Genomic DNA, 23,070 nt, shown 5'->3' with positions numbered 1-23,070 from the left:
CACGGCGCGGGGCGCCCGGCGCGGGGTCCTTCCCGCACCGGGCGCCCCGTGGCGTTTCCGGGGTCGCCCCGCTCAGAAGGCTCCGCCGTGGCCGCGGCGCACGGAGTAGCTGACCAGGCCCGCCCCGAGGGCGAGACAGGCGGCGCCGCCGATCACGTACGGCGTGGTGTCCGGGGTACCGGTGTCGGCGAGGGAGTGCGCCGGAGCCGTGGCGGCCCCGGGTTCTTGGCCCGGCCGCGGAGCGCCGGCCGCCGCCGGCTTCGCCGGCACGGACTGGGTCCGTACCTCCCGGGCCGTCGTGGAATTCTTCGTTCCGTCCGGCCCCGAGGCGCCGACGATCGCGTGCGCGGAGGGGACGAACCACAGGGCGAACAGCACCGATCCCGCGGCTGCGGCGGTCAGCAGTGGTCGTCGTGCGGTCACGGCGAACGATCCCCCTTGTGGGTTCGGTGAATTGGCCGTTGACCTCAGATGTTAATGACCGCCGCGGGTCGCGGGGAAGTCCGGAGCCGGTCATGCCTAACCTCCGTGCTATGAGCAATGGTGAGACATCACGTTTTGTGCGGCTTCATGTCGAACTGATCATGGAAGTCACCGACGCCGACCTGCTGACCGGCGCCGCCCTCACGCGCATCGACGGCGACCCGTCGTTGCCCGAGGAGGAGCGCCGGCAGTCCCAGGAGACCGTCCGGGAGGAGCCGGCCGAGGCGCTGGCCCAGCTGGTCGACCCGTTCGACCTGGTCGCCGCCGTACCGGGCGCCGAGCTCGCCCAGGCGTCCTGGAGCAGCGAGGAGCTGACCGATTACGACCCGGACGCCGAGTGGGAGGCCGCGGAGTGGGACCTGGCGGACGACACGGAGGGAGCCGGCTGACATCCCGGACCACCCGCCGCCCACCGTCCCGCTCCCTCTCCTTCCTTCCGCCCCATACGGCCCCCGTACGAGATGTTTCGTACGGGGGTCGCCCTTCTGTCCCGACTGCACGGGTTCTGTGATGTTGCACGGGTTCTGTAATGGTTCCAGGCCGAAAGTGTCCTACCCCACACTTTGCGGAGGAATGGAACGGGTGAAACCGAAAAGGCGTTTCAATGGCGTCGGCCGGAATGCCTGCGTCCAGATATGCCTGCGTTCAGTTGGCGCCTCGCTCGGGGAAAACGTGCGAAACCGGTAGCAATGGAGATGCGTGTGATGACGGACAGCAAGCGCCGCAAGGGCCTCATAGCCAGTGCCGCGCTGCTCGGGGGCGTACTCACGCTGGCAGCGTGTGGCGGCAGCAATGCGGCTGACGGAGGCGGTGGCGGTGCGGGCAGCACCCGTCACGAGAATGCCCAGCAGGTGGACGAGGCGGCCGCCAAGGACGCCTCCGACGCCAGGATCACCGTCACGCCCCAGGACGGGGCCACCGACGCGGGCATCAACAGCAATGACTCCAGGGTCACGGTCAGTGGCGGCAAGCTCACCGACGTCACCATGACCGCGGTCGACTCCCAGCGCACCGTCGACGGCACGCTCTCCGCCGACGGCACCTCCTGGCAGCCGAACCAGCCGCTGCAGCGCTCCACCACGTACAAGGTCACCGCCCACGCGGTCGACCCGCAGGGCCGCACGGCGGTGGAGAACACCCGCTTCACCACGGTCGCCCCGGCGCACAGCTTCATCGGGAACTTCACGCCGGAGGACGGTTCGACCGTCGGCGTCGGCATGCCGGTGTCGCTCAACTTCGACAAGCCGGTCAAGAACAAGGCCGCCGTGGAATCCGCGATCAAGGTCTCGTCGAGCAGCAACCAGCAGGTCGTCGGCCACTGGTTCAGCGACACCCGCCTGGACTTCCGCCCCCAGGAGTACTGGAAGGCCCACTCCAAGGTCACCATGACCCTCGGCCTGGACGGCGTCCAGGCGTCCCCGGGCGTCACCGGCATCCAGAACAAGACCGTCAGCTTCACCGTCGGCCACTCGCAGATCAGCACCGTGGACACCAAGAGCCACGAGATGACCGTGGTGCGTGACGGCCGGCCGATCAAGACCATCCCGATCTCGTCCGGCAGCGCCGAGCACCCGACGTACAACGGCCAGATGGTCATCTCCGAGCGCTTCAAGCAGACCCGGATGGACGGCTCGACCGTCGGCTTCAAGAAGAAGGGCGGCAAGGGCGAGTACGACATCCCCGACGTCCCGCACGCCCAGCGCCTGACCTCCTCCGGCACCTTCATCCACGGCAACTACTGGGGCAAGGGCATCTTCGGCACCGCCAACACCAGCCACGGCTGCATAGGCCTGGAGGACGTCAAGGGCGCCGACGACCCGAAGACGGACGGCGCCTGGTTCTTCACCCACTCCCAGACCGGCGACGTCGTCCGGGTGATCAACTCCCCGGACCGCACCATCAAGCCGGACAACGGCCTGAACGGCTGGAACATGGACTGGTCGCAGTGGGTGGCGGGCAGCGCGGTGAAGTGACCCGCCACCGCAGTCGTAGCGGGGCCTGACCAGGTCGGGGGGCTCCTGGCTGGGCCGGGGGGCTCCTGGCTGTGGCTGTGGCTGGGTCGGCGGGCTCCTGACCAGGCCGACGGGCTCCCTGGCTAGGCCGGTGACTGGGCCGGGCTGCCGCCGAAGGGGCTGTCGATCAGATAGCGCCAGTGGCCGTCCGGCCCCCGCCGGGCCACGTCCGTGGCCGTCCCGCGCACCGGGCCGGCCACGGCGCTGTGCGCCCCGCCGCCGTCGCCGCCCTTCCCCTCCCCGTTCCGCTCCCCCTTCCCCTCCCCGGTGCCGAGCTCCCAGTCGACGACGAGGAGCGCGGTGTCGCCGGCGACCCGCACCTGGCGCGGCCGCACGGTGATCGGCAGGCCGAGCGCGAGGAAGGCGGCGTTGGCCCGGCGGATCTCCTCCGGCGTGGTGGCCGGCACGCCGTCCGGCGGCACGAAGACCGCGTCCGGCGCGTACATCTCCTGCACCGCGTCCGGATCCCCCGCGTTGAACCGCGCCGCGAAGACGTACGGCACGTCATGCGCCGTACGCGGCAGCCCGGGCGGCGTGCCCGGCGTGCCCGGCGCGGTCGGGGACGCGGCGGTCGGAGACGTGGTGGTCGGGGACGCGGTGGTCGGAGACGTGGTGCTCGGGGACGCGGCGGCCGGGGCGCGGGCGTCGGGGACATGGCGGGCTGAGCAGAATGGTGGGGCATGGGCACGGTCGTCGCCTCCTCGGTGGTGGTCCGTGCGATCGCGGGCGCAACCCTAGGAGGCCCCCTCGTGACTCACCGAACGGTTCGGCACGTGCCCGGCCTGCCCGACGACGCCCGGGCAGCGGTGCGTGCGCCGTCGCCCGACTGCCCCGTGGAGATCGCGCTCGGCGCGCTCCGCGGCCGCTGGACCACGCTCGTCCTCCGCGAACTGCTGCGCGGCCCGCACACCTACAGCGAGCTCGCCGCCGCCCTCCCCGCGCTCTCCGACAAGGTGCTCACCGACCGCCTCGGCCAGCTCGTCGCCGACGGCGTGGCACACCGCGACCGCACGCCCGGCTGGCCGTCCACCGTCCGCTACGAACTCACCGAGCGCGGCCGCGCGTTGGGCCCCGTCCTGCAGTCCCTCTGGGACTGGGGAGCGGCCACCGCCGGCCACCGGGGCACGGCGCCGCCCGGCACCTCCGTAGAGTGAACGGGTGAGCGAGCGCGGAAACAGAGGGCGCGGCGGGCCGCGGCCCCCGGCGGCCGAAGAGCTGGTCGCCGAGGTGCTGGGCCGGGTCCGTTACGCGCCCGACGGCACCGCGGCCGAGGACGCCATCGAGGCGGGCGCCTCGATCCTGGCCGCCGCCGAGTCCGCACCGCAGGCAGGAGCGCAGGCAGGACCGCCGTCAGGAGCACAGGCAGGACCGCCGGCAGGAGGGAAACCTGGGCCGGAGGCGGGAGCGGAGTCAGGCCCGGAGGCGGGAGCGGAGTCAGGCCCGGAGGCGGGAGCGGAGTCAGGCCCGGAGGCGGTGAGCGCGGCGCTGGTCGCGGCCGCCGTCGCGGCCGTACGGCAGTGCTGGGCGGGCGGCTGGCACCCCGCCGACCTGGAACGCATCGTCCGCCGCGAGGCCGACGGCCCCACCCCCGTCGCGATCGTCGTGGACGCCATCGCGGCCGAGGCCGCCCGGCCGGTCCGCGGCCGCGGTGGCAACACGCCCGGGACCGGTCCCGCCCGCGACCCCCGCTGGCAGGAACAGCTGAGCCGGCTCGGCGCCGACGTCTGGTGGGACGGCGACCGCGGCTACCTGGACGCCCTCGCCCGGCGCGGCCGCACCTCCCGCTTCGAGGCCGCCTACGCCGTCCTGGCGGCGCTGCGCCTGCTCGCCCGACTGCCCCGCATCACCCCGCTGCCGGCGCCCCCGCCACCGGCCGGGCCGCCCGCCGGCTCCCCGTCGGGCACCGCCCGCACCGCCGCCTCCCGGGCGCTCGGCCGGATCCGCGCCCTGCTGGCCAAGGCCGAGGCGACGACCTACGCCGAGGAGGCCGAGGCGCTCTCCGCCAAGGCGCAGGAGCTGATGGCCCGGCACAGCATCGACGAGGCGCTGCTGGCCGGCGGACACGGCACCGCGGGCGGCCCGGCCGGCGGCCCGTCGGCGGTCCGCATCGGCATCGAGGGCCCGTACGAACAGGCCAAGGCGCTGCTCCTGGACGCGGTCGCGGCCGCCAACCGCTGCCAGGCCGTCTGGGCCGCCGAGGCCGGCTTCTCCACGGTCGTCGGCTTCCCGCCCGACCTGGAGGCGGCCGAACTGCTCTACACCTCGCTGCTGTTGCAGGCCACCACGGCCATGAACCGCGCCGGCGACGACCACCACGCCCGCGGCCGCGCCCGCCGTACCCGGGACTTCCGCCAGACCTTCCTCGTGGCGTACGCGGACCGCATCCGCGACCGGCTCGCCGCGGCGACCGCGGCCGCCACGGCAGCCGCCACCGCCGAGTCCGCCACCACCGCCCCGGATCTCCTCCCGGTCCTCGCCGCCCGCGAACTCGCCGTCGAGGAAACCACCGGCGCCCTCTTCCCGGACACCGCCCCGGTCCGCCTCCGCGGCATCCGCGACGCGGCAGGCTGGCACCAGGGACGAGCGGCGGCGGACCGGGCACGGCTGCAGGGGGAGTGAGGGCCACTGCCTCACGCCTGGGCCCCACTCCCGCACACCTGAGACCCACTGCCGCAGGTCCACTGCCTCACGGGGGCATGCTCCGCTCGCGCACGCCCCCCACGCGCACGCCCCTCACACATCCCCCCTCACACACACTCCGGGACGCGCGGCCGGCCACGAAAAACCTGCGCCGTGTGCCACGCGATGTGTTCGCCCGCGACCCGCTCACTCCCGCCCTGCGGACCGATCAGCGTCTGCCCCGTGAGGTCCAGCACCTGCCCCTTCGCCGCGTCGCTCCGCCCGACGAACTCCCGGGAAACGGTGATCCGCCGCCCCGGGTCCAACCCCAGCACCCCCCGGTCGAACAGCTTGTGGTGCAGCGAGCACAGACACAGGCAGTTCGCGAGGTCATCCGGCCCCTGGAACGCCCACCACCGCACATGGGCCGCCTCCAGCCCCACCGGCACCCGCCCCATCGCCCCGTCGAACCCGCAGAAGGCGCAACGGTATTCGTAGGCGATCAGCACCTGCCTGCGCAGCTCCTCCGCCCGTCGCCGGCCGGGCCCCGCACCGCCGCCGGGCAGCACCGCCCCACCACCCGTCTCCAGATCGAGCCCCACCGCGGCCGCGATGTCCCCATGAAGCGACGGCGGAAAATGAACCTCCAGCAACACCTGCGCCAGCCGCCCGAGCAGAGCGGGATCCTCGGACAACGCGGACCGCAACCCGGGCACGAACTGCCCCCGCGCCCCGCTCTCCCGCAACACCTGCACCCCGGTCCCCGGACTCCCCGCCCCGCTGTCCGTCCGGACCTCCCACACCCCGTCACTCACCAGATGGTGAAACGGATACGCCGGCGACGTCTGATGCGCCGGCCCGTAGTCCGCCAGCAGATCCCGCAGATCCTGCTCCACGTCCGAGTACCGCATGACCCCGTCGGGCTGCCGCCGGAACCGCCCCAGCGCGTACAACATCAACAACGGCTTGTGCGGCGCCCGAGCCCCGTTCCGCGACCACTGCCGCAGTTTCCCCACCCGCTCGATCCAGTCCATGCAGCCGACTGTAGGACGCGTCCAACCGCTGCCCCGGAGGCATACACGAGAACTCCGGCGAAGTCGGCCTATGCAGCGGTGAGTTGGCCCCCGTGCGTGTCCCCAGCACACGTCCCCAAGCCCCTCCACGGACGCTAGCCCTGCGCGATGGGGCACGGACGCTAACCCTGCGCGGTGGGCCGCACCACGACCTCGTTCACGTCGACGTCCGCAGGCTGCTCGATGGCGAACGCGATGGCCCGGGCGATCGCGTCGGGCGGGATGGCGAGACGGTCCCGCATCGCCGTGATCTCGGCCCGTACCCGGCTGTTGGTCGACGCCTCGGCGAAGTCGGTCGAGATGGCGCCAGGGGAGACGGTGGTCACCCGCAGCGCCTCGCCCGCTTCCTGGCGCAGCCCCTCGCAGATCGCCCGGACCGCGAACTTGGTACCGGCGTAGACCGCCATGGCCGGCACGATGCGAAAGGCGGCCGTGGAGGCGGTGGTGACGAAGTGCCCGCTGCCCTGCGCCCGGAAGACCGGGAGCGCGGCGCCGATCCCGTGCAGCACCCCCTTCACATTCACATCGACCATGTGATCCCATTCCTCGACCCGTAGATCGTCGAGCGGCGAGATCGTCCCGACCCCGGCATTGCCGACGAGTACGTCGAGCCGCCCGAAGCGCTCAACTGCCAGCGCGACCAAGGCCTTCAGATCCTCCCGCCGGGTCACGTCGGTACGGATCTGCACGGCCACACCCCCCGCCGCCGTAATCCGTCCCACGAGCTCCGCCAGGCGCTCCGACCGGCGCGCCCCCAACACGAGCCGCGCCCCGCGCTCGGCAAGCAGCAATGCTGTCGCCTCCCCGATGCCGCTGCTGGCCCCCGTGATCGCCACGACTTTCCCCTCGATACCGGACATGGTCTCCTCCTCTGCCGTACGGGCCCGGACCCGTTGCCCGACCGCCACGTCAGTCTGAAAGCCCCTCACCCTGGTATCCAGAACGCATTTATTCTGGAACCAGCGGTGCCATGCGAGGGCGAGAGACGATCGGTGCCACGCGAGCGACGAGGGGCGCTGCACGATGGGCGCTGCACGAGAGGCGCTGTACGAGGAGCGCTGCACGAGAGGCGCGGTACGAGGGGCGCTGCACGAAGGGCAGGTGCCGGTAACGGAGAGGCGCCCGTCACGGAGAGGTGCCCGTCACGGAGAGACGCCCGCAACCGAGACGCGCCCACAACCGAGACGCGCCCACAGTCGACACGCGCCCCCAACCGAGACGCGCCCGCAAACCGAGAGGTGCCACACCCATGCCGAAACAGCAGCCCGACCCGCAACGCCGCCAACTCGGCACGTTCCTGCGCACCCGCCGGGAGCGCCTCACACCCGACGAGGTCGGCCTGCCGCGGACCGGCCGCCGGCGAACCCCGGGACTCCGCCGGGAAGAACTCGCCCTGCTCGCCGGTATCAGCGCCACCTGGTACACGTACCTGGAGCAAGGCCGCAAGATCCGCGCCTCCGAACAGGTCCTGCACGCCCTCGCCGCGGCACTACGGCTCGACCGGCACGAGCGTGACCACCTCTTCCACCTCGCCGGTCACACCCCCGCCCCCGAGGCCGGGCACCCCGAACCCCTCACCGCCGAGGCGGCGGCCGTCCCCCTCCTCCTCCAGCCACACCCGGCGTACCTCATCGCCGGCAACTACGACGTGCTCAGCCACAACCAGGCCGCCGCCCAGCTCTTCCCCCACCTCTTCTCCCCTCACCCCACCACCGAAGCCAATCGCCCGCCCAACCTCGTCCGTTGGGTCTTCCTCGAACCCGCGGCCCGCGAGGTCCTGGTCGACTGGGAACCCGAGGCCCGCGCCCTCCTCGCCCGCCTCCGCACCCTCTCCACCCACCACCCCGACGACCCGCGCTACACCCACCTGATAGACGACCTGCACGAACGAAGCCCGGAAGCCCGCACCTGGTGGCCCCACTACGAGCTACAACCCCGCCACAGCGGCCACAAACGCCTCCGCCACCCCACCCGCGGAACGGTCGACTACCACTACACCGCCTTCCACCTGGCAGAACAGCCGGAACAAACCCTCGTGATCTACTTCGACGGCAGCCCAACGACCGACCAGGCACCGCCACCGCCGTAGCGACCGGGCCAGGGGAACCGCTGCTGCTGCTCCTCCTACTACTGCTGGTGCCCTTGCTCAACGGACAAGGCAATTCGGCCTGGCGCCGAACCGGCCAACGAGCCGTCCCCACACACGACTTGCACAGTCCGCAGTGCTCGTCGCAATCCTCGTGAGAGCCGGGCTCCTGGGGCGCTGTCAGCCCGGCCTTGTAGGCTTCCCGCATGCCACCCTCCGTCGAACCGCACGTGCTGGTGAGCGGGAGCCATGTGCGCCGGGCCGTCGCCCACTGCGTCGATACCCTCACCGGCGTCCCCGCGGCCCAATGGCAGGGCAGGGCCGGCAGCTTGGAGTGGACGTGCTGGGAGACCCTGGAACACCTCGCGGACGATCTGCTCACCTACGCACTGCGGTTCGGCCTCGCGCAGCCGATGGACGTCCCACGCGTCCCACTGCGCATCTCCCGTGATCGTCCCGACGGCCCGGCCAATGTCATCTTCGGCGACGAGGACGCGGGACCCGAGGGACTCCTGACCGTAGTGACGGCTTGCGGCGGCCTGCTCGCAGCCGCCGTCGACACCGCGGCTCCCACGACCTTGGCCCCGCATGTCTTCGGCGCCTCCGACCCGGAGGGATTCGCGGCGATGGGTGTCGTCGAGACCCTCGTCCACACCCACGACATCGCCCAGGGCGTGCACCGCGCGTACGAGCCCCCGCAGGACTTGAGCGAGCGAGCTCTCGCACGCCTCTTCCCCGACGTACCCTCCACAGGCACCCCGTGGTCGACCCTGCTGTGGGCCACCGGCCGCCTCGAAACCCCCGGCCACCCCCGCCGAACGGACTGGCGCTGGCACGGCGCACCACGTGGCAGCAACTGACCACGCGTCACGCACACCGCAGCGGTCCCCGGACGCCTGCAAACTGCTCAGCTTGGGAACCCGGCCCTGGCTGAATCGCAGAGGGCATGGCATGGTTCGCCGGCTGTCCGGAAGCCGAGCAACGCCTGGTCGTCGGGGAGCTGGTGCATTCCTGCGTCCAGGCGCGCGCGTCGGAGGAGGACGGCCCAGGAGACCATCGCGCGCTCCTGCATACGCCCGACGTACACACCGGCTGTGATGCTGACCCGATGGCGGCTCCAGATGTCCGGACTCCCGCCGTACGACCTACCCAGAGCGTTTCGGCTGTTGATCGCGCTGCTGGCCATCGCCGACACCCGCCGACGTGAGCGCTACTGCGCTGGCGGGTGTGGGCACGAATGGCATCAGCTGGCTCGCCGTACGGACGAGGGGACGCCTCCTGCTACCTGATCAGCCTTCGGCCGGGGACACGCCGACCGGGCAGCTCACCCCGGGCCCCGCCTCCGCGGGTCGCGTGCCAGGTAACCCCTGGCACGCGAGATGGTCAGTGATGACGGCTACAGCGCGTCGAACGGTGGCACGATGCGGACGACGACGATCAGCTGCGCACGGGGTGCCACCAGGAAGTAGAACCAGCCGCCGGCGGCGTCCATGCGGCGCAGACCGCCCGGTCGGGGACCGTTGCCGAAGCCGCTGAGGTCGACGCCCGTACTTGCCAGATCGACGAGCTGGCCGGTCAGACGTTCCACCTCCGCCACCACGCGAACAGGGATGCCGCCTGCTACATGCTCGTGGTCGGGGTCGTACTCCCAGCGCCAGTCGGCGCTCACCGGGCCGAGAGGCCGATGGCGGCGTGGGCTTCGTCCAGGATCCGGCCGATCTCGGAGGCGGCCTTCCGGGCCTGAGCCGCGTCGCCCGATTCGGCAGCGTCCTCCCAGCGGCGGAGGTCCGCTGCCGCGTCGGGGCGACGCTGGATGTGGACGTAGACGGCCCACTGGGCGATGAACCGCTGGAGCGGTGCCAGATCGGAGCCCTGCCGGGACTGGTCGGCCGCTTGGTCGAGCTCCCGCGTGAAGGCCGGCAACGCCGCCGGCGCGATCTGACTGATGGCCTGCCGGAGCGCGGCAACCGTGGCAGGGGGCTGCGGAATGAGTGGCTGCCCAGCGGCGGAGGTGGTCATGGCTACTCCCATGGGCGTGATTCTGGTCCCGTTGGTCAGCGTATCGGGCATGGGTGCTCTCTCTCCGCTCGAACGAGTGAGGGAGAGGCCGGACGGCCACCGGCCCGGCCCGGACCTGCGGGACCACCTCCGCCTGGAGCTTTCTGCTGCTCGGTGACGTCGGGGGCGGGTGCGATCCCCGTCGGGCACGACCGACCCCAGTTCGTCTCCGACGGTGGCACTCAGTTTGACGCCCGTGCCACCGAGACACGATGGCACGACTTGACGACGAGTAGCCGTGCGGTGGGCTCAGTGCTGGACCGGGCCCACCGCAGTCAAGCCCTGGGACTGTGCAGCGCCGAGTAGCTGTTGTGCGACCCGGTTGTTTCAGCCAGCCTCTGGATCGTCGTCCCCGAGCGTCGTCAGCTGATAGTCGAAGCGCGCCAGATCGAGAGACTTTCCAGTGAGCCGCTCCAGAAACAAAGCCTGAGCAGGACCGATGTCGTGCACGTAATCGACATTCTCCACATTTACTTGAAAAACATCGGCCAGAATCTGTGGAGAAACATCCGGAACCTGAATTTCATTCACAAAAGACTCGTCTTCTTTGCTGAATGCGTAGATTTTCCTGTTGGCCATCATCACTTCTCTACGTGTCGCGACGGATCGCCGGGCTTCGTTTGCTCACCGGTTGTGGCATCGAACTCGCCCAGATGCTTCTTGCCGGTCTTATCGTACATCTCGACCGTGCCGTGCTGAAAATCCCACTCGAAGATTTGCCCCTTCTTGTTTACCCAACGCGGCCTCTTTCCCCCTCCGCTTTGCACGGAAGTTTTTGCGCGTCCCGGTTTCGCGTCTGGGAAAGCCGGCAGACTTCCATTGCGACCGTTTGGAGGCATGATCCGAGTGGCGGGAGGTGGAGATGACCCCCCGCCGCCCTTTCCTTTGGGCCGGGAACTCGCCTCGGCCATCTCGCGTTCAAGGACCTGGGTTACCTCGGTGGTCTCAGCTTCAGCCGCCTCAAGCTCGGGAACCGCTTCCGCTGCTATTTCCAACAAGGATGCGAGTTCGCCAACCACATCGCCAGCGATTGCGGACACCGCAACATCAAGAATCGATTCAACGCTGGCGAATATTGCCGCTGCCTCGGCACTGTCTAGGGCGGCTCCGGCCGCATCGGAACCACCTCCAGTGACAGGAGTCAGAATAACTGCAATCACCCGTGGTGGCGGTAATTGCAATTCCAGCCTCTGTCATCTTGGTCTCGAACTCGCTCCGGGCGTGATCGATGGACGAGGCCAGTTCATCGCAGGCATGAGCCAACGTCACACGCGCTCTTTGCCATAGAAAGAGGCGCCCGTTCTGCCGCGGCGCCGTCTTGCCATATGTTGGCCCAGAAAGTGGCCATGCCGTGGACCGATTCGCTGGAGTTGTTGTCAGTCAGAGCCTTTACGTAGAGGTGAAGATCCCGGCTGATTCTATCCAGCCCTTGAGAAGCCAGGCGGTAGGCATTCGCGGCCGCACGAAGCTTGTCCTGGTGGCCGGACGGCCAGTAGTCATCCAGCGGCGTGTGGGCGAACGGGTGGTCACCAGGACCCACGGCCGACTCAGGATCGGGGTAGATGACGTCCGTAAAAACCGGAGGGAGGCTGTATTGCTTAGGCCCACCTCCTCCAGTCTTGGCGTTGGAGTGGTGATCGGCCTTTAGATAGTTATTGGCCGTGACCACCAGGCACGTTGACGCCTGGCCGACCGCTCGCACGGCTGCAGAGAGCGCAGTGAAGAGCGCCCGCGCGGCACTGTCATACTTCTTTGCGAACTGCTTCGCATACTCATCGTCACCAGCCATACCACCCGCATTTTGCAACGAGGCGTTGAGCTGGCTAGCCGCCGAGTCAAGAAGTTCCTGACCATATGCGAAGCGTAATGAGACCTTATGCAGGTCATCAGGGGTGATTTTGAAGTCTGCACTCATGCCCGCCCCCACATTTTCAAATTCGCAGCCTGCGCAGCGGAGTAGTTACCATGCGCCGTATGCGTAATCTTTTGCAGGTTCCGCAAATCACGATGCAGATTGGCAGATTTGGAGCGCCACTGATCATAGTAGCTTCGGAAATTTATGTGAGCGTCACCGGTCCACGCTTCAGCTATGCTCTTGACCGCGTCGTCCAGAGTTGTCAGCTCTTCTTGAAGGTCGACGCTGGCCGGCCAGACATTCCACTTCCGCCACCACGTGACCGGGGTGCCGCCCGCCACATTGCCGTGGTCTGGGCCGTACTCCCAGCGCCTGTCAGCGCCTCACTGGGGCGGGATGCCGATGGCGGCATGGGTCTTGTCCAGGATCCGGCCGATCTCGGAGGCGGCCGGCCTGAGCCCGCGTCTCCCGACTCGGCGGTGGCCTCCCAGCGGCGGAGTTCCCCTGCCGCGTCGGGTCGACGCTGGATGTGAAGACTGATGGCCTGGCGCAGTGCGGCAATCGTGGAAGGGGGCTGTGGAATGAGTGGTTGCCCAGCGGCGGAGGTGGTCATGGCTACTGTCCTTGGGCGTTCTGCTGTTCCGTGCCTTCCGGCGCAGGCGCGATGCCCGTCGGGCACGACCGACCCCAGTTCGTCTCTGACGGGGCACTTAGCTTGACGCCCGTCCCGCCGATGCCGCAGTACCCGTCCGGGTTTTGGCGTCCGAAAGGTACTGCTGATGTCTCTAATCGCTTGCGACACAGAGATGTCCGACCCCGCCCGAAGCCGCGAGATTGCGTGATCGTGCAGATCTTTGCGGGCTGTTTCCCGAGTCGGGGGTTACAGGCCGGTCGGATGTTGCGAGAGCCAGTCCGTATGACGGTTCCGGAGCTCGTCGCGCTCCTCGGGAGTCGTCAGGATGATGTCCGCACCGCCGTCGTAGGGGTGGTGGATGTGTTGGAGCCCGGTGTCGGTGATGATCACGCCGCTGAGTGCGTCGTGTGCGACTTCCCGAAGGATGCTGTCGAGGCTGCCTCGTTGCCAGGGGCGCCGGTCGGCGTAGAGGTGTGTGTACGTGTGGAACTCGGGATCGGGGTCGGCTTCGTTGGCGATGGTCATCCAGGAGGATCCGGCAGCGTGGACCTTGCGCCGCCGTGTGGGGCGCTCCGGGCCGTTCGGTTCGCTGGACCAGGCCGTGGTTACCACGTACACGTCGGTGCCGGCGAAAAGCTCATCCAGGACCGTGTTGTTCCGGTCCAGGACCACGGCGTATTCGTCCTCTGTCTCCGGGTGGCGCTTCGAGCCGGGGAGGTTGTGGAAGCGCACCCAGCGGTCGCTGTAGGCAGCGCGTAGTTCGTGGGCGATGGGCGGTCCCATGGGCCACTGGCGCTGCCACAGCGTGGTGAGCTCCTCGCGGTCGAGACCGAGGCTCATTCGCCGGCGGGTGCCACGCCTACCGGGCAGCTCACCCCCGTGCCCCCGATCCCGCAGTACCCGCCCGGGTTCTTGTCCAAGTACTGCTGGTGGTACGCCTCCGCCGGGTAGAAGGGGCGGGTGGGGGCGGCGGGGAGGATTTCGGTGGTGATGTCGGTGTAGCCGGAGTTGTGGAGGACGGTGCGGTAGGCGTCGCGGGAGGCTTCGGCGGCCTGTTGTTGGGCGGGGGAGTGGGTGTAGATGGCGGAGCGGTACTGGGTGCCGACGTCGTTGCCCTGGCGGAAGCCCTGGGTGGGGTCGTGGGACTCCCAGAAGAGCTTCAGGAGGGACGTGTAGGGGACCACTGCCGGGTCGTAGACGACGCGGACGGCCTCGGTGTGGCCGGTGTGGCCGCTGCAGACCTCTTCGTAGGTGGGGTTCGGGGTGTGGCCGCCCTGGTAGCCGACGAGGGTGGTCCAGACGCCCGCGGTCTGCCAGAACTTCCGCTCGGCGCCCCAGAAGCAGCCCAGGCCGAAGTCGGCGATCTCCAGGCCCTCCGGGTACGGGCCCAGGAGCGGGTTGCCGAGGACGGTGTGCCGCTCGGGGACGGCGAAGACCGGCTCGGGGCGGCCTTCGAGCGCTTCCTCGGGGGTCGGGAGCTGGTTCTTGAAGCGGGAGAAGAGCATGGGAGCGGCTCCAGGGAGGGCGGGAGGAAGCAGTTCGGGAGGAAGGGAGCAGTTCGGGGGAGGGAGCGGTGGCGGGCAGTTGTCGGCAGTGGTGGCCCTTGCGTCAACGTCGGCGGGCGCGGTCGCATTCCGGGGCGGGCGAGGGGTGCGGGGAGTGCCGGGTGCCTCGCGGCGTCCCCGGGCGGCCGGGGGGCGCCCGGTCGCCGTCGCGGGCGGGGCCGGGCGTCCCGCGGGCGCGTTTCCGGCCTCCCCCGGGCCACCCCGTTTGCGCCTACGGGCGGTCCTGGGGGAAGCCCGTCGATGTGCCGCCCAGTTGTTCCCAGCCGGCGATGGCCAGGGCGCGGTAGGCGGCGTACTCGGCGGCGGGGCTGCGGCCGTACGACCACGGCACGGCGCCCACGTGGCCGTCGACCAGGCGCAGCTGCTCCATGGCCTCGGCGTAGCGCTCGGCGCGTACCAGGAACCAGATCAGCAGGTGCCGGACGTGCGGGGCCATGGGGTGGTCGGCCGGGGCCTCGCGGAGTGCGAAGTGGGCGCCCTCGATGGCGCGCTCGATGACCGCGCTCTGGTACAGGCTGCGGACCATGTTGGCCTCGGGCAGGTGCTCGTAGACCGCGAAGAGCGGGAGGGCCGGGAGGAGGGAGCCGGTGGGTGCGTCGGCCGCGGAGCGTTCGGCGAACGCCTCGGCCTCCGTGCGGGAGCCGTGCCACTTCTGGGACCAGTACGGGAGGGCCGCGAGGTGGGCGCCCATGTGGTGCGGGGCGCGCCGGGCGGCCTCGGACCACAGCTCCTCGTAGTCGGCGGGCCGGTCGTGCAGGCCGCGGGCCACGGCCAGCTCGATGACGTACGGGATCGGGCTGCCCGGTGCCAGCAGGCCGGCCTCCCGGCAGACCGTACGGGCCTCCTCCAGGATCATCCGGAAGTCCTGCGAGCCGGGGTCCCGCAGCGCCTGGACGACGAGGAACTGGGCGTGCGTCTCGGCGCCGCCGGGGTCCTTCGGCGCCTCCGAGCGCCAGGTGCGCAGCCAGATGCCGCCGGTCCGCCGCCCGCCCTCCTGCGCCGGCCCGCCCGCGGCCAGCTCGAACGCGGCCGCGCCGGCCAGCGTCTGCACCCGCTGCCAGCGGCGCTCCCAGTCGTCACCGGTGGACTTCAGCAGCTCGGCCGCCGGGCGCCAGTCGTGCGTACGCCGGACCGCGTCCAGCGCGTCCTCCAGCTCCCGGTCCGGGCCGGGCAGCCGTACGTCGAGCTCCTCCAGCGGGACGAAGCCGTAGCCCGCCATCGGGTCGGAGGCCACCGCGAGCCCCTGCCGGGTCTGCTGGACGGCCCGCCGGCGGCGCATCCAGGGCAGGAAGACGAGGCCGCCCAGCGCGAGCGCGGCGAGGAGAACCAGCAGAGCGTCCATGGGGTGTGTCCTGTGTCCTGTACCTGTGGTGAACGACGGGTGAGGGGGGCTGTGGCTGTGGCTGTGGCGGGGGCGGTTCGGGGGCGTCGGGTGGGGTCGGGCGGGGCGGAGGGGACGTGGCGGGAACCAGTGTGCGACCCCTCGTACGTATCCACTAACAAGCGAACCAGAAAGTTCCGGGAACGCCGGCCGCGCGGCCGACTACCCTCGGCAGGCATGAGCGATCAGCGCGAACAGCGCCACCAGCATTTCGAAACCCTTGCCATCCACGCAGGTCAGGAACCCGACCCCACGACCGGCGCGGTGGTTCCGCCCATCTACCAGGTATCCACTTACAAGCAGGACGGTGTAGGCGGGCTGCGCGGCGGTTACGAATACAGCCGCAGCGCCAACCCGACCCGTACCGCCCTGGAGGAAAACCTCGCGGCGCTCGACGGCGGCCGCCGCGGGCTCGCCTTCGCCTCCGGCCTCGCGGCCGAGGACACCCTGCTGCGCACCCTGCTGGTCCCCGGTGACCACATCATCATCCCCAACGACGCCTATGGCGGAACGTTCCGGCTGATCTCCAAGGTCGTCGAGCGGTGGGGCGTGGAGTGGTCGGTGGCCGACACCTCCGACCCGCGGGCGGTGCGCGAGGCCCTGCGCCCCCGTACGAAGCTGATCTGGGTGGAGACGCCCAGCAACCCGCTGCTCGGCATCAGCGACATCGAGGCGCTGGCCGCCGTCTCGCGGGACGCCGGGGTCCGGCTCGTCGTCGACAACACCTTCGCCAGCCCCTACCTCCAGCAGCCGCTCGCCCTCGGCGCGGACGTGGTGGTCTACTCCACGACCAAGTACATGGGCGGCCACTCGGACGTGGTCGGCGGCGCCCTGGTCGTCAACGACGACACCCTCGGTGAGGAACTCGCCTACCACCAGAACGCGATGGGCGCGGTCGCCGGCCCGTTCGACTCGTGGCTGGTGATGCGCGGCATCAAGACCCTCGCCGTACGGATGGACCGGCACAGCTCCAACGCCGAGCGGATCGCGGAGCTGCTGACCTCGCACAACAAGGTGACCCGGGTCTATTACCCGGGCCTGTCGGAGCACCCGGGGCACGAGGTCGCGGCCAAGCAGATGCGGTCGTTCGGCGGCATGGTGTCGTTCCAGGTCGCGGGCGGCGAGCAGGCCGCCATCGAGGTCTGCAACCGGTCGCAGCTGTTCACCCTCGGTGAGTCGCTGGGCGGCGTCGAGTCGCTGATCGAGCACCCGGGGCGGATGACGCACGCGTCGACGGCCGGCTCGCAGCTGGAGGTCCCCAACGACCTCGTACGCCTCTCGGTCGGCATCGAGTCCGCCGAGGACCTGCTGGCCGACCTGGCGCAGGCGCTGGGCTGACCCCTGCCGACAGCTGCCGCCCGCTGCCTCGTGACGGCCGCTCGCCCGTCACCACCCCTCGACCGGAGGGGTGGTGCGGGACGGCGGCGGGACCCAGGGCTGGGCCGCGGCCGTCCAGGTCAGCGCCGCCACGGCGAGCAGCGCCAGCAGCCAGCCGAGGCGGCGCCGCAGCCGGCGGTGTGCGCGCAGTCGCCGGCCGCGGGCGAGGGCCCGGGCGGCCAGGTCCGGCGGCACGGGCGGCAGCGGCAGCCCGGCCAGCATCCGCCGGGCCTCGGTCTCCTTGCGGTCGGGGACGCCCGGGTCCGGCACGGCGGCCTCGGGGTAGAGGTTCATGGCGCCCCGCCGCCGCGGGCCCGGCCGGCCGGCCGATGGCTGCGGAGCGCGGCGACGGCGTGCCGGCACAGCGTGCGTATCCGCTCGGTGGGCAGGCCGAGTTGGGCCGCGGTCTGCTCCTCGGCCACCCCTTCGTGCAGCCGCAGCACGAGGACCAGGCGCTCCTGCGGGGTCAGCCGGTCCAGCGGCCCGCCGCGCGGCCGTCGGTGCCGCCGGGCGGTGCGGGCGAAACGGTCGGCGAGCTCCCGGCGGGTGCGCTCGTACGGGTCCTCGCCGCGCAGCCGGTCCCAGTCGGCGTACGTCCGGGCCAGCGCGCGGACCAGCAATTCCTCGGCGGCCGGGGCGGGATGGGCGGCGGGCTCGCCGGTCAGGAGGGTGGCGGCGCGGAACAGCCGTCCGGCCGCGCCCGCCACGAACGACTCGAACTCCCGGGCGTGGCGGCGCTGCTGCACCGGCCGCCGCTCTCGCACCGCGCCTCCCGGATGACGGACGCCCGACCCCCTGGGCTCCTATAGCACGGCAGCGCGGCCACCCGGTCAAGAGGCGTGACGACTTACCCGGGTCCGGGCCGGGGCGCGTCACCGGCCGCCGGGCCGCGGAATGTCACCGGCCGGTACGCGGCGGGCCGCCGGCCGGGTCGTAGCGTGCCACCGGCCGGAGCTGCCGGTGGTGTCAGGACGTCGGACCCGTGGGCGTCAGGGACGCGGTGATGTCGGAGAGGGAGACGTTGAAGCGGGTCAGCAGCGTGGTGAACGCCTCGCGCTCCTCGTCGGTCCACTTCTCCGTGACCAGCGCCATCAGCGCACGGCGCGAGGCCCGCACCTCGTCCAGCCGGGCGTGGCCGCGCTCGGACAGTTCGAGCACCACGGCGCGGCCGTCCTCCGGGTGGGTGGCCCGGCTGACGAGCCCGGAGTCGACCAGCGGGGCGACCTGCCGGGTGACCGTCGAGGAGTCGATGCCCATGCCGGCGGCCAGGGCCTTGACGCCCATCGGGCCTTCCTGGTCGAGGCGGTTGAGCAGCAGGTAGGCGGCGCGGTCCATGGAATTGCGCGCCTGCCCCACGCCGCCGAGCCGGCTCTGTTCGGCGCGGCGGGCGAAGACGGCCACTTGGTGCTGCAGCGCGTCGAGGAGAGCGGGGTCGGTGTGGGTCGTCATGTCCGAAGAGGTGGGCATGGCCGGGAGCTCGCTTCGATGGAAGTGCGTATGGATGGGAGGACAGCGTACGCGGACCCGGCGCACGGCGTACCTGCGCCGTCCATTCCGACAACGCGCCGCCCTCCTCGTTGGTGCCCGTGGGCGGGCGGGCCCGCGCACCGTCGAACTGCGAGACTGGCGGTATGGCTGCTCATACGCCTCATCCGCCGCGTCCGTCGCACGAGCCCCGCCCCGACTCCGGACAGCCCGACGCCGAACGACCCCCTGTCACGACCCCCGTCGCGCTCCCGGTCACGATCGAGGACGTCCGGGAGGCGCACAAGATGCTCTCGGGCGTGGCACGGGCCACCGCGATGGAGGGCAGCCGCTATCTGTCCGGGCTGGTCGGCGCGCCCGTTCACCTCAAGTGCGAGAACCTCCAGCGCACCGGTTCGTTCAAGATCCGCGGCGCCTACGTCCGGATCGCCGGGCTCTCCGCGGAGGAACGGGCGGCCGGCGTGGTGGCCGCGAGCGCCGGTAACCACGCCCAGGGGGTGGCCCTCGCGGCGTCCCTGCTCGGCGTGCGGTCCACGGTGTTCATGCCGGTCGGCGCCCCGTTGCCGAAGGTCGCGGCGACCCGCGAATACGGTGCCGAGGTGCGGCTGCACGGCCATGTGGTGGACGAGACGCTGGCCGCCGCCGAGGAGTACGCACGGGAGACCGGTGCGGTCTTCATCCACCCCTTCGACCACCGCGACATCATCGCCGGTCAGGGCACGGTCGGGCTGGAGATCCTGGAGCAGTGCCCGGAGGTGCGCACCATCGTCGTCGGCATCGGCGGCGGCGGGCTGGCCGCGGGGATCGCGCTGGCGGTCAAGGCGCTGCGGCCGGACGTGAAGGTCGTCGGGGTGCAGGCGGCGGGCGCGGCCTGCTACCCGCCGTCGCTGGCGGCCGGGCATCCGGTGGCGATCGAGGGGCTGTCGACGATGGCGGACGGCATCAAGGTCGGCCGGCCCGGCGACGTGCCCTTCGGGATCATCGAGCGGCTGGTGGACGAGGTCCGGACGGTCAGCGAGGACGACCTCTCCAGTGCCCTGCTGCTGTGCCTGGAGCGGGCGAAGCTGGTGGTGGAGCCGGCCGGGGCGAGCCCGGTGGCGGCGCTGCTCGCCGATCCGCGGTCGTTCGAGGGGCCGGTGGTGGCGGTGCTGTCCGGCGGGAACGTCGATCCGCTGCTGATGCAGCGCATCCTGCGGTTCGGCATGGCCGCCGGGGGCCGCTACCTCTCGCTGCGGCTGCGGCTGACGGACCGGCCGGGGGCGCTGGAGAACCTGCTCGGGGTGCTGACGGTGGTGGACGCGAACATCCTCGACGTGGGCCACGTACGGACCGATCCGCGGCTCGGGCTGACCGAGGTCGAGGTGGAACTGCATCTGGAGACCAAGGGCCCGGAACACTGCGGCGAGGTGCGCACGGCACTCGCGGAGGCGGGTTACGTCGTTCTGGAGTGACCGGAGGGGCTGGAGCGAGGCGGGCGCGGGCCGGTCGGGGGCCGGAAGTCGGATCTGCTTATTTGTATCGCGATGTATCGCGTTACGGAGTAGCATCCCGGATGCGGGGTACCGGCGTGCCGTGCGCGCCCTGACGTCCCGCTGCGGACAAATGCCCTGAAGCGGGCTCTGTCCGTCGAACGTAACATTCGACATATTTCGACCTGGAACTCACCCAAGCCATGGGGGTACCCATATGCCAGGCGCCATTTACGCCGAAGGGCTGGTGAAGACCTTCGGCGACGTGAGGGCGCTGGACGGCGTCGACCTGGACGTTCCCGAAGGAACCGTCCTCGGCATGCTTGGCCCGAACGGTGCCGGCAAGACCACCGCCGTACGCGTCCTGACGACCCTGCTCCGACCCGACCGCGGCAAGGCGGAGGTTGCCGGGATCGACGTGCTCGCCCATCCCGACAAGGTACGCCGGTCCATCGGTCTCTCGGGCCAATTCGCCGCTGTGGACGAGTACTTGACCGGCCGGGAGAACCTGACGATGGTCGGGCAGCTCTACCAGATGAGTGGCCGGGACGCCAAGCGCCGGGCCGCCGAGCTGCTGGAGCGCTTCCACCTCAACGATGCGGCGGACCGTACCGCCAAGACCTACTCCGGCGGGATGCGCCGCCGGCTCGACCTCGCGGCCGCGCTGGTCGTCAGCCCCCCGGTGATGTTCATGGACGAGCCGACCACGGGCCTGGACCCGCGCAACCGCCAGGCGCTGTGGGACGTCATCCAGGAGCTCGTCGCGGGCGGTACGACCCTGCTGCTCACCACCCAGTACCTGGAGGAGGCCGACCGCCTCGCGCACGACATCTGCGTCGTCGACCACGGCAAGGTCATCGCCCGCGGCACCTCCGACCAGCTCAAGGCGCGCACCGGCGGCGAGCGCGTCGAGGTCGTGGTGCACGCGCCCGAGCACCTCACCGTCGCCGACGAGGTGCTGCGCGGCTTCGCCAAGGGGGAGGGCACGGTCGAGCCGCACATCCGCAAGCTGACGATCCCGGTCGCCGGCGGCGCCAAGCTGCTCGCCGAGGTGATCCGCGAACTGGACGTCCGCGGTGTGGAGATCGACGACATCGGCCTGCGCCGCCCGACCCTCGACGACGTCTTCATCGCGCTGACCGGGCACACCGCGGAGTCCGCGGACGGCGACGGTGCCGGTGGCGGCGACGGCGGAGGCGGTGCCGCCGGTACGGAACGGAGCGGGACCACGGGCGACGGGCGGCCGGCGAGCGCCGCCGGGCACCGGAAGGAGGGCGTGCGATGACCACGGCGAGTACGGCGGGCACGGCGACCGGGGACGCCGGCGGCAGGCCGCTCGGACCCCCGCCGGCGCGCGGCGGCATCAGCCGGCTGGTGCGCGACTCCCTGGTCGTGGCCAAGCGGAACCTGATCCGGATGGTGCGGATCCCCGAGGTGGTGATCTTCGGGCTGATCCAGCCGATCATGTTCGTGGTGCTGTTCACCTACGTCTTCGGCGGCTCGATCAACATCCCCGGCGCCCCGGTGGGCGACGCCCAGGCGTACCGGGAGTTCCTGATGGCCGGCATCTTCGCCCAGACCGTCACGTTCGCCACGGCGGGCGCCGGCGCCGGGATCGCCGACGACATGCACAAGGGGCTCATCGACCGCTTCCGGTCGCTGCCGATGTCCCGGGGCGCGGTGCTCACCGGCCGGACCCTGGCCGACCTCGTACAGACCGCGCTGACCCTGGTCGTGCTGGCGGTCGTCGCGGTGCTGATCGGCTGGCGCACCCACGAGAACCTCGCCGAGGTCCTGGCCGGCTTCGCCCTGCTGCTCCTGCTCGGCTACGCCTTCTCCTGGATCGGCGCGCTGATCGGCCTCTCGGTGCGCACGCCCGAGGCGGCCACCTCCGGCGGGCTGATCTGGCTCTTCCCGCTGACCTTCATCTCCAACGCGTTCGTGCCGGTCGACGGCATGCCGGCGTTCCTCCAGCACGTCGCGGAGTGGAACCCGTTCAGTGCGACGGTGGCCGCGGCCCGCGAGCTGTTCGGCAACACGATCGACGGGGTGCCCAAGTCGGTGACCGGCGCCTGGCCGATGGAGCACCCGGTGCTGGCCTCGGTGATCTGGTCGATCCTGATCATCGCGGTGTTCCGGACGCTGGCGGTCCGCAAGTACCGCTCGGCGACCGCCTGAGCGGAGCCGGCGGCCCCGGGGCAGGGGCCCGGGAGAGCTCCCCCAGCCGGGGCAGGCCGCACACACGCGAAGCGGCCCGGAGCGCGAGGCTCCGGGCCGCTTCGTGGTGTCTGCGGGCGTCCCGTGGCTCAGCCGGTGTACGGCTTGGCGTCGAGGATCTTCACGCTCGCCTTCTTGCCGTTGGGGAGCTCGTACTCCGCATCGGCGCCGATCTTCTTGCCGTTCACGCCCGTGCCCAGCGGGGACTGCGGGGAGTAGGTCTCGATGTCCGAGCTCGCGTACTCCCGCGAGGCCAGGAGGAACGACAGCGTGTCGTCCGGGTCCCCGTCGAACGCGATGGTGACGACCATGCCGGGAGCGACGACGCCGTTGGCGGCGGGGGCCTCGCCGACCTTCGCGGACTGCAGCAGCTGGGTGAGCTGCCGGACCCGAAGCTCCTGCTTGCCCTGCTCTTCCTTGGCCGCGTGGTACCCGGCGTTCTCCTTCAGGTCACCTTCCTCGCGGGCCGCCTGGATCTTCTCGGTGATCTCGGCGCGTGCGGGACCAGACAGGTACTCCAGCTCGGCCTTGAGCTGGTCATACGCCTCCTGGGTCAGCCAGGTGACGTTCTCGCTGGTCTGGGTCACAGGTGCTCCTCGTCGGTACTGGGGATAAATCAAACGCCCTACCAGGAAGGTTTGCGCCTTCACGGGTGGGCGAAACCACGAGCCTAACAATTCCGGCACAAAACGGGGAAGAGGAAATTCACAGTGACCGCACAGGAACGCATCATCGCTGATCAGAGGCGGTCACGAC

The 23,070-nt window shown here is 70.8% G+C and carries 28 protein-coding genes; 11 read left to right on the top strand and 17 right to left on the bottom strand.

The features are described from left to right. Nucleotides 1-72 precede the first annotated feature (72 nt). Entirely contained in the window at nt 73-423 is a 351-nt protein-coding gene (locus OJ254_RS04550) for a hypothetical protein (protein WP_265361353.1), read from the bottom strand. Between the two features lie 110 nt (nt 424-533). Here OJ254_RS04550 and OJ254_RS04545 point away from each other — a divergent pair, with 110 nt between their 5' ends. Together OJ254_RS04545 and OJ254_RS04540 are read left to right on the top strand one after the other, a co-directional pair. Continuing rightward, nucleotides 534-872, top strand: a complete 339-nt coding sequence (locus OJ254_RS04545; protein ID WP_265361352.1) for a hypothetical protein — start codon at nt 534-536, stop codon at nt 870-872. 315 nt (nt 873-1,187) lie between these two features. Then, a complete protein-coding gene (locus OJ254_RS04540) occupies nt 1,188-2,456 on the top strand; it encodes a L,D-transpeptidase (protein ID WP_265361351.1) in 1,269 nt (422 codons plus the stop codon). Nucleotides 2,457-2,578: 122 nt separating this feature from the next. Here OJ254_RS04540 and OJ254_RS04535 read toward each other — a convergent pair whose 3' ends face one another. Next, nucleotides 2,579-2,998, bottom strand: coding sequence for a YybH family protein (locus tag OJ254_RS04535; RefSeq protein WP_265361350.1), 420 nt, complete (start codon nt 2,996-2,998; stop codon nt 2,579-2,581). A 246-nt stretch (nt 2,999-3,244) separates the two neighbouring features. On the opposite strand from OJ254_RS04535, the gene OJ254_RS04530 reads away from it, so the two are divergent. Next, on the top strand, nt 3,245-3,649 hold the full coding sequence (locus tag OJ254_RS04530; protein ID WP_265361349.1) for a winged helix-turn-helix transcriptional regulator: 405 nt from the start codon (nt 3,245-3,247) through the stop codon (nt 3,647-3,649). 73 nt (nt 3,650-3,722) lie between these two features. After that, nucleotides 3,723-5,114, top strand: a complete 1,392-nt coding sequence (locus OJ254_RS04525; RefSeq protein WP_423835999.1) for a DUF2786 domain-containing protein — start codon at nt 3,723-3,725, stop codon at nt 5,112-5,114. A gap of 128 nt (nt 5,115-5,242) precedes the next feature. Here the strand turns inward: OJ254_RS04525 and OJ254_RS04520 are convergent, their stop codons facing one another. Both OJ254_RS04520 and OJ254_RS04515 read right to left on the bottom strand, forming a co-directional pair. Further along, complete coding sequence (locus OJ254_RS04520; protein WP_265361347.1) at nt 5,243-6,148, bottom strand: phosphorothioated DNA-binding restriction endonuclease; 906 nt, start codon at nt 6,146-6,148, stop codon at nt 5,243-5,245. A gap of 161 nt (nt 6,149-6,309) precedes the next feature. Continuing rightward, complete coding sequence (locus OJ254_RS04515) at nt 6,310-7,047, bottom strand: SDR family oxidoreductase (protein WP_265361346.1); 738 nt, start codon at nt 7,045-7,047, stop codon at nt 6,310-6,312. Nucleotides 7,048-7,436: 389 nt separating this feature from the next. Between OJ254_RS04515 and OJ254_RS04510 the strand changes: the two genes are divergently transcribed. The 3 genes from OJ254_RS04510 (at nt 7,437) to OJ254_RS04500 (ending at nt 9,562) form a co-directional block, all read left to right on the top strand. Further along, nucleotides 7,437-8,276: a helix-turn-helix transcriptional regulator gene (locus tag OJ254_RS04510; RefSeq protein WP_265361345.1), complete on the top strand. Its 840-nt coding sequence runs from the start codon at nt 7,437-7,439 to the stop codon at nt 8,274-8,276. 203 nt (nt 8,277-8,479) lie between these two features. Beyond that, nucleotides 8,480-9,133: a maleylpyruvate isomerase N-terminal domain-containing protein gene (locus OJ254_RS04505; RefSeq protein WP_265361344.1), complete on the top strand. Its 654-nt coding sequence runs from the start codon at nt 8,480-8,482 to the stop codon at nt 9,131-9,133. Between the two features lie 234 nt (nt 9,134-9,367). Next, nucleotides 9,368-9,562 carry a DUF5958 family protein gene (locus OJ254_RS04500; protein ID WP_341483563.1) on the top strand — a complete coding sequence of 65 codons (195 nt, stop codon included), beginning with the start codon at nt 9,368-9,370 and terminating at the stop codon, nt 9,560-9,562. Nucleotides 9,563-9,669: 107 nt separating this feature from the next. On the opposite strand, the gene OJ254_RS04495 is transcribed toward OJ254_RS04500, so the two are convergent. From OJ254_RS04495 to OJ254_RS04455, 9 genes are all read right to left on the bottom strand, one after another. Beyond that, a complete protein-coding gene (locus OJ254_RS04495) occupies nt 9,670-9,942 on the bottom strand; it encodes a hypothetical protein (RefSeq protein WP_265361343.1) in 273 nt (90 codons plus the stop codon). Beyond that, nucleotides 9,939-10,292, bottom strand: coding sequence for a DUF6247 family protein (locus OJ254_RS04490; RefSeq protein ID WP_265365043.1), 354 nt, complete (start codon nt 10,290-10,292; stop codon nt 9,939-9,941). The genes OJ254_RS04495 and OJ254_RS04490 overlap by 4 nt, the downstream gene beginning before the upstream one ends. Before the next feature lie 366 nt (nt 10,293-10,658). Then, nucleotides 10,659-10,913, bottom strand: coding sequence for a DUF7683 domain-containing protein (locus OJ254_RS04485; protein ID WP_423835998.1), 255 nt, complete (start codon nt 10,911-10,913; stop codon nt 10,659-10,661). Further along, nucleotides 10,913-11,491, bottom strand: coding sequence for a colicin E3/pyocin S6 family cytotoxin (locus tag OJ254_RS04480; RefSeq protein ID WP_265361341.1), 579 nt, complete (start codon nt 11,489-11,491; stop codon nt 10,913-10,915). The genes OJ254_RS04485 and OJ254_RS04480 overlap by 1 nt, the downstream gene beginning before the upstream one ends. 83 nt (nt 11,492-11,574) lie before the next feature. Then, nucleotides 11,575-12,246 carry a hypothetical protein gene (locus tag OJ254_RS04475; protein WP_265361340.1) on the bottom strand — a complete coding sequence of 224 codons (672 nt, stop codon included), beginning with the start codon at nt 12,244-12,246 and terminating at the stop codon, nt 11,575-11,577. Next, complete coding sequence (locus OJ254_RS04470; protein ID WP_265361339.1) at nt 12,243-12,527, bottom strand: WXG100 family type VII secretion target; 285 nt, start codon at nt 12,525-12,527, stop codon at nt 12,243-12,245. The genes OJ254_RS04475 and OJ254_RS04470 overlap by 4 nt, the downstream gene beginning before the upstream one ends. Nucleotides 12,528-13,066: 539 nt before the next feature. After that, nucleotides 13,067-13,660: a DUF3885 domain-containing protein gene (locus tag OJ254_RS04465; RefSeq protein WP_265361338.1), complete on the bottom strand. Its 594-nt coding sequence runs from the start codon at nt 13,658-13,660 to the stop codon at nt 13,067-13,069. Continuing rightward, a complete protein-coding gene (msrA, locus tag OJ254_RS04460; protein ID WP_265361337.1) occupies nt 13,657-14,325 on the bottom strand; it encodes a peptide-methionine (S)-S-oxide reductase MsrA in 669 nt (222 codons plus the stop codon). Before msrA ends, OJ254_RS04465 begins: the two co-directional genes overlap by 4 nt. 271 nt (nt 14,326-14,596) lie before the next feature. Next, nucleotides 14,597-15,727: a hypothetical protein gene (locus OJ254_RS04455; protein ID WP_265361336.1), complete on the bottom strand. Its 1,131-nt coding sequence runs from the start codon at nt 15,725-15,727 to the stop codon at nt 14,597-14,599. Between the two features lie 216 nt (nt 15,728-15,943). On the opposite strand from OJ254_RS04455, the gene OJ254_RS04450 reads away from it, so the two are divergent. Beyond that, nucleotides 15,944-17,104, top strand: a complete 1,161-nt coding sequence (locus OJ254_RS04450) for a cystathionine gamma-synthase (RefSeq protein WP_261955972.1) — start codon at nt 15,944-15,946, stop codon at nt 17,102-17,104. 48 nt (nt 17,105-17,152) lie between these two features. Here OJ254_RS04450 and OJ254_RS04445 read toward each other — a convergent pair whose 3' ends face one another. The 3 genes from OJ254_RS04445 to OJ254_RS04435 form a co-directional block, all read right to left on the bottom strand. Beyond that, nucleotides 17,153-17,437: a hypothetical protein gene (locus OJ254_RS04445; protein WP_265361335.1), complete on the bottom strand. Its 285-nt coding sequence runs from the start codon at nt 17,435-17,437 to the stop codon at nt 17,153-17,155. Continuing rightward, nucleotides 17,434-17,907 (bottom strand): sigma factor-like helix-turn-helix DNA-binding protein, encoded by a 474-nt coding sequence (locus OJ254_RS04440; RefSeq protein ID WP_265361334.1) that lies wholly within the window; start codon nt 17,905-17,907, stop codon nt 17,434-17,436. The genes OJ254_RS04445 and OJ254_RS04440 overlap by 4 nt, the downstream gene beginning before the upstream one ends. A 202-nt stretch (nt 17,908-18,109) precedes the next feature. Beyond that, entirely contained in the window at nt 18,110-18,610 is a 501-nt protein-coding gene (locus tag OJ254_RS04435) for a MarR family winged helix-turn-helix transcriptional regulator (RefSeq protein ID WP_265361333.1), read from the bottom strand. Nucleotides 18,611-18,774: 164 nt separating this feature from the next. Between OJ254_RS04435 and ilvA the strand changes: the two genes are divergently transcribed. The 3 genes from ilvA to OJ254_RS04420 all read left to right on the top strand — a co-directional run bounded on the left by ilvA (nt 18,775) and on the right by OJ254_RS04420 (nt 22,275). Next, complete coding sequence (gene ilvA, locus OJ254_RS04430; RefSeq protein ID WP_423835824.1) at nt 18,775-20,079, top strand: threonine ammonia-lyase; 1,305 nt, start codon at nt 18,775-18,777, stop codon at nt 20,077-20,079. Nucleotides 20,080-20,314: 235 nt separating this feature from the next. Beyond that, nucleotides 20,315-21,382 carry an ATP-binding cassette domain-containing protein gene (locus OJ254_RS04425; RefSeq protein WP_265361332.1) on the top strand — a complete coding sequence of 356 codons (1,068 nt, stop codon included), beginning with the start codon at nt 20,315-20,317 and terminating at the stop codon, nt 21,380-21,382. Next, entirely contained in the window at nt 21,379-22,275 is an 897-nt protein-coding gene (locus OJ254_RS04420; protein WP_265361331.1) for an ABC transporter permease, read from the top strand. The genes OJ254_RS04425 and OJ254_RS04420 overlap by 4 nt, the downstream gene beginning before the upstream one ends. Before the next feature lie 128 nt (nt 22,276-22,403). On the opposite strand, the gene greA is transcribed toward OJ254_RS04420, so the two are convergent. After that, complete coding sequence (greA, locus tag OJ254_RS04415) at nt 22,404-22,901, bottom strand: transcription elongation factor GreA (RefSeq protein WP_030414702.1); 498 nt, start codon at nt 22,899-22,901, stop codon at nt 22,404-22,406. Between the last annotated feature and the right edge of the window lie 169 nt (nt 22,902-23,070).

The sequence above is a fragment of the Streptomyces endophytica genome, from assembly GCF_026153355.1.
Taxonomy (GTDB): Bacteria; Actinomycetota; Actinomycetes; order Streptomycetales; family Streptomycetaceae; genus Streptomyces; species Streptomyces endophytica.
This window is presented reverse-complemented; position numbering and strand designations above follow the sequence as displayed.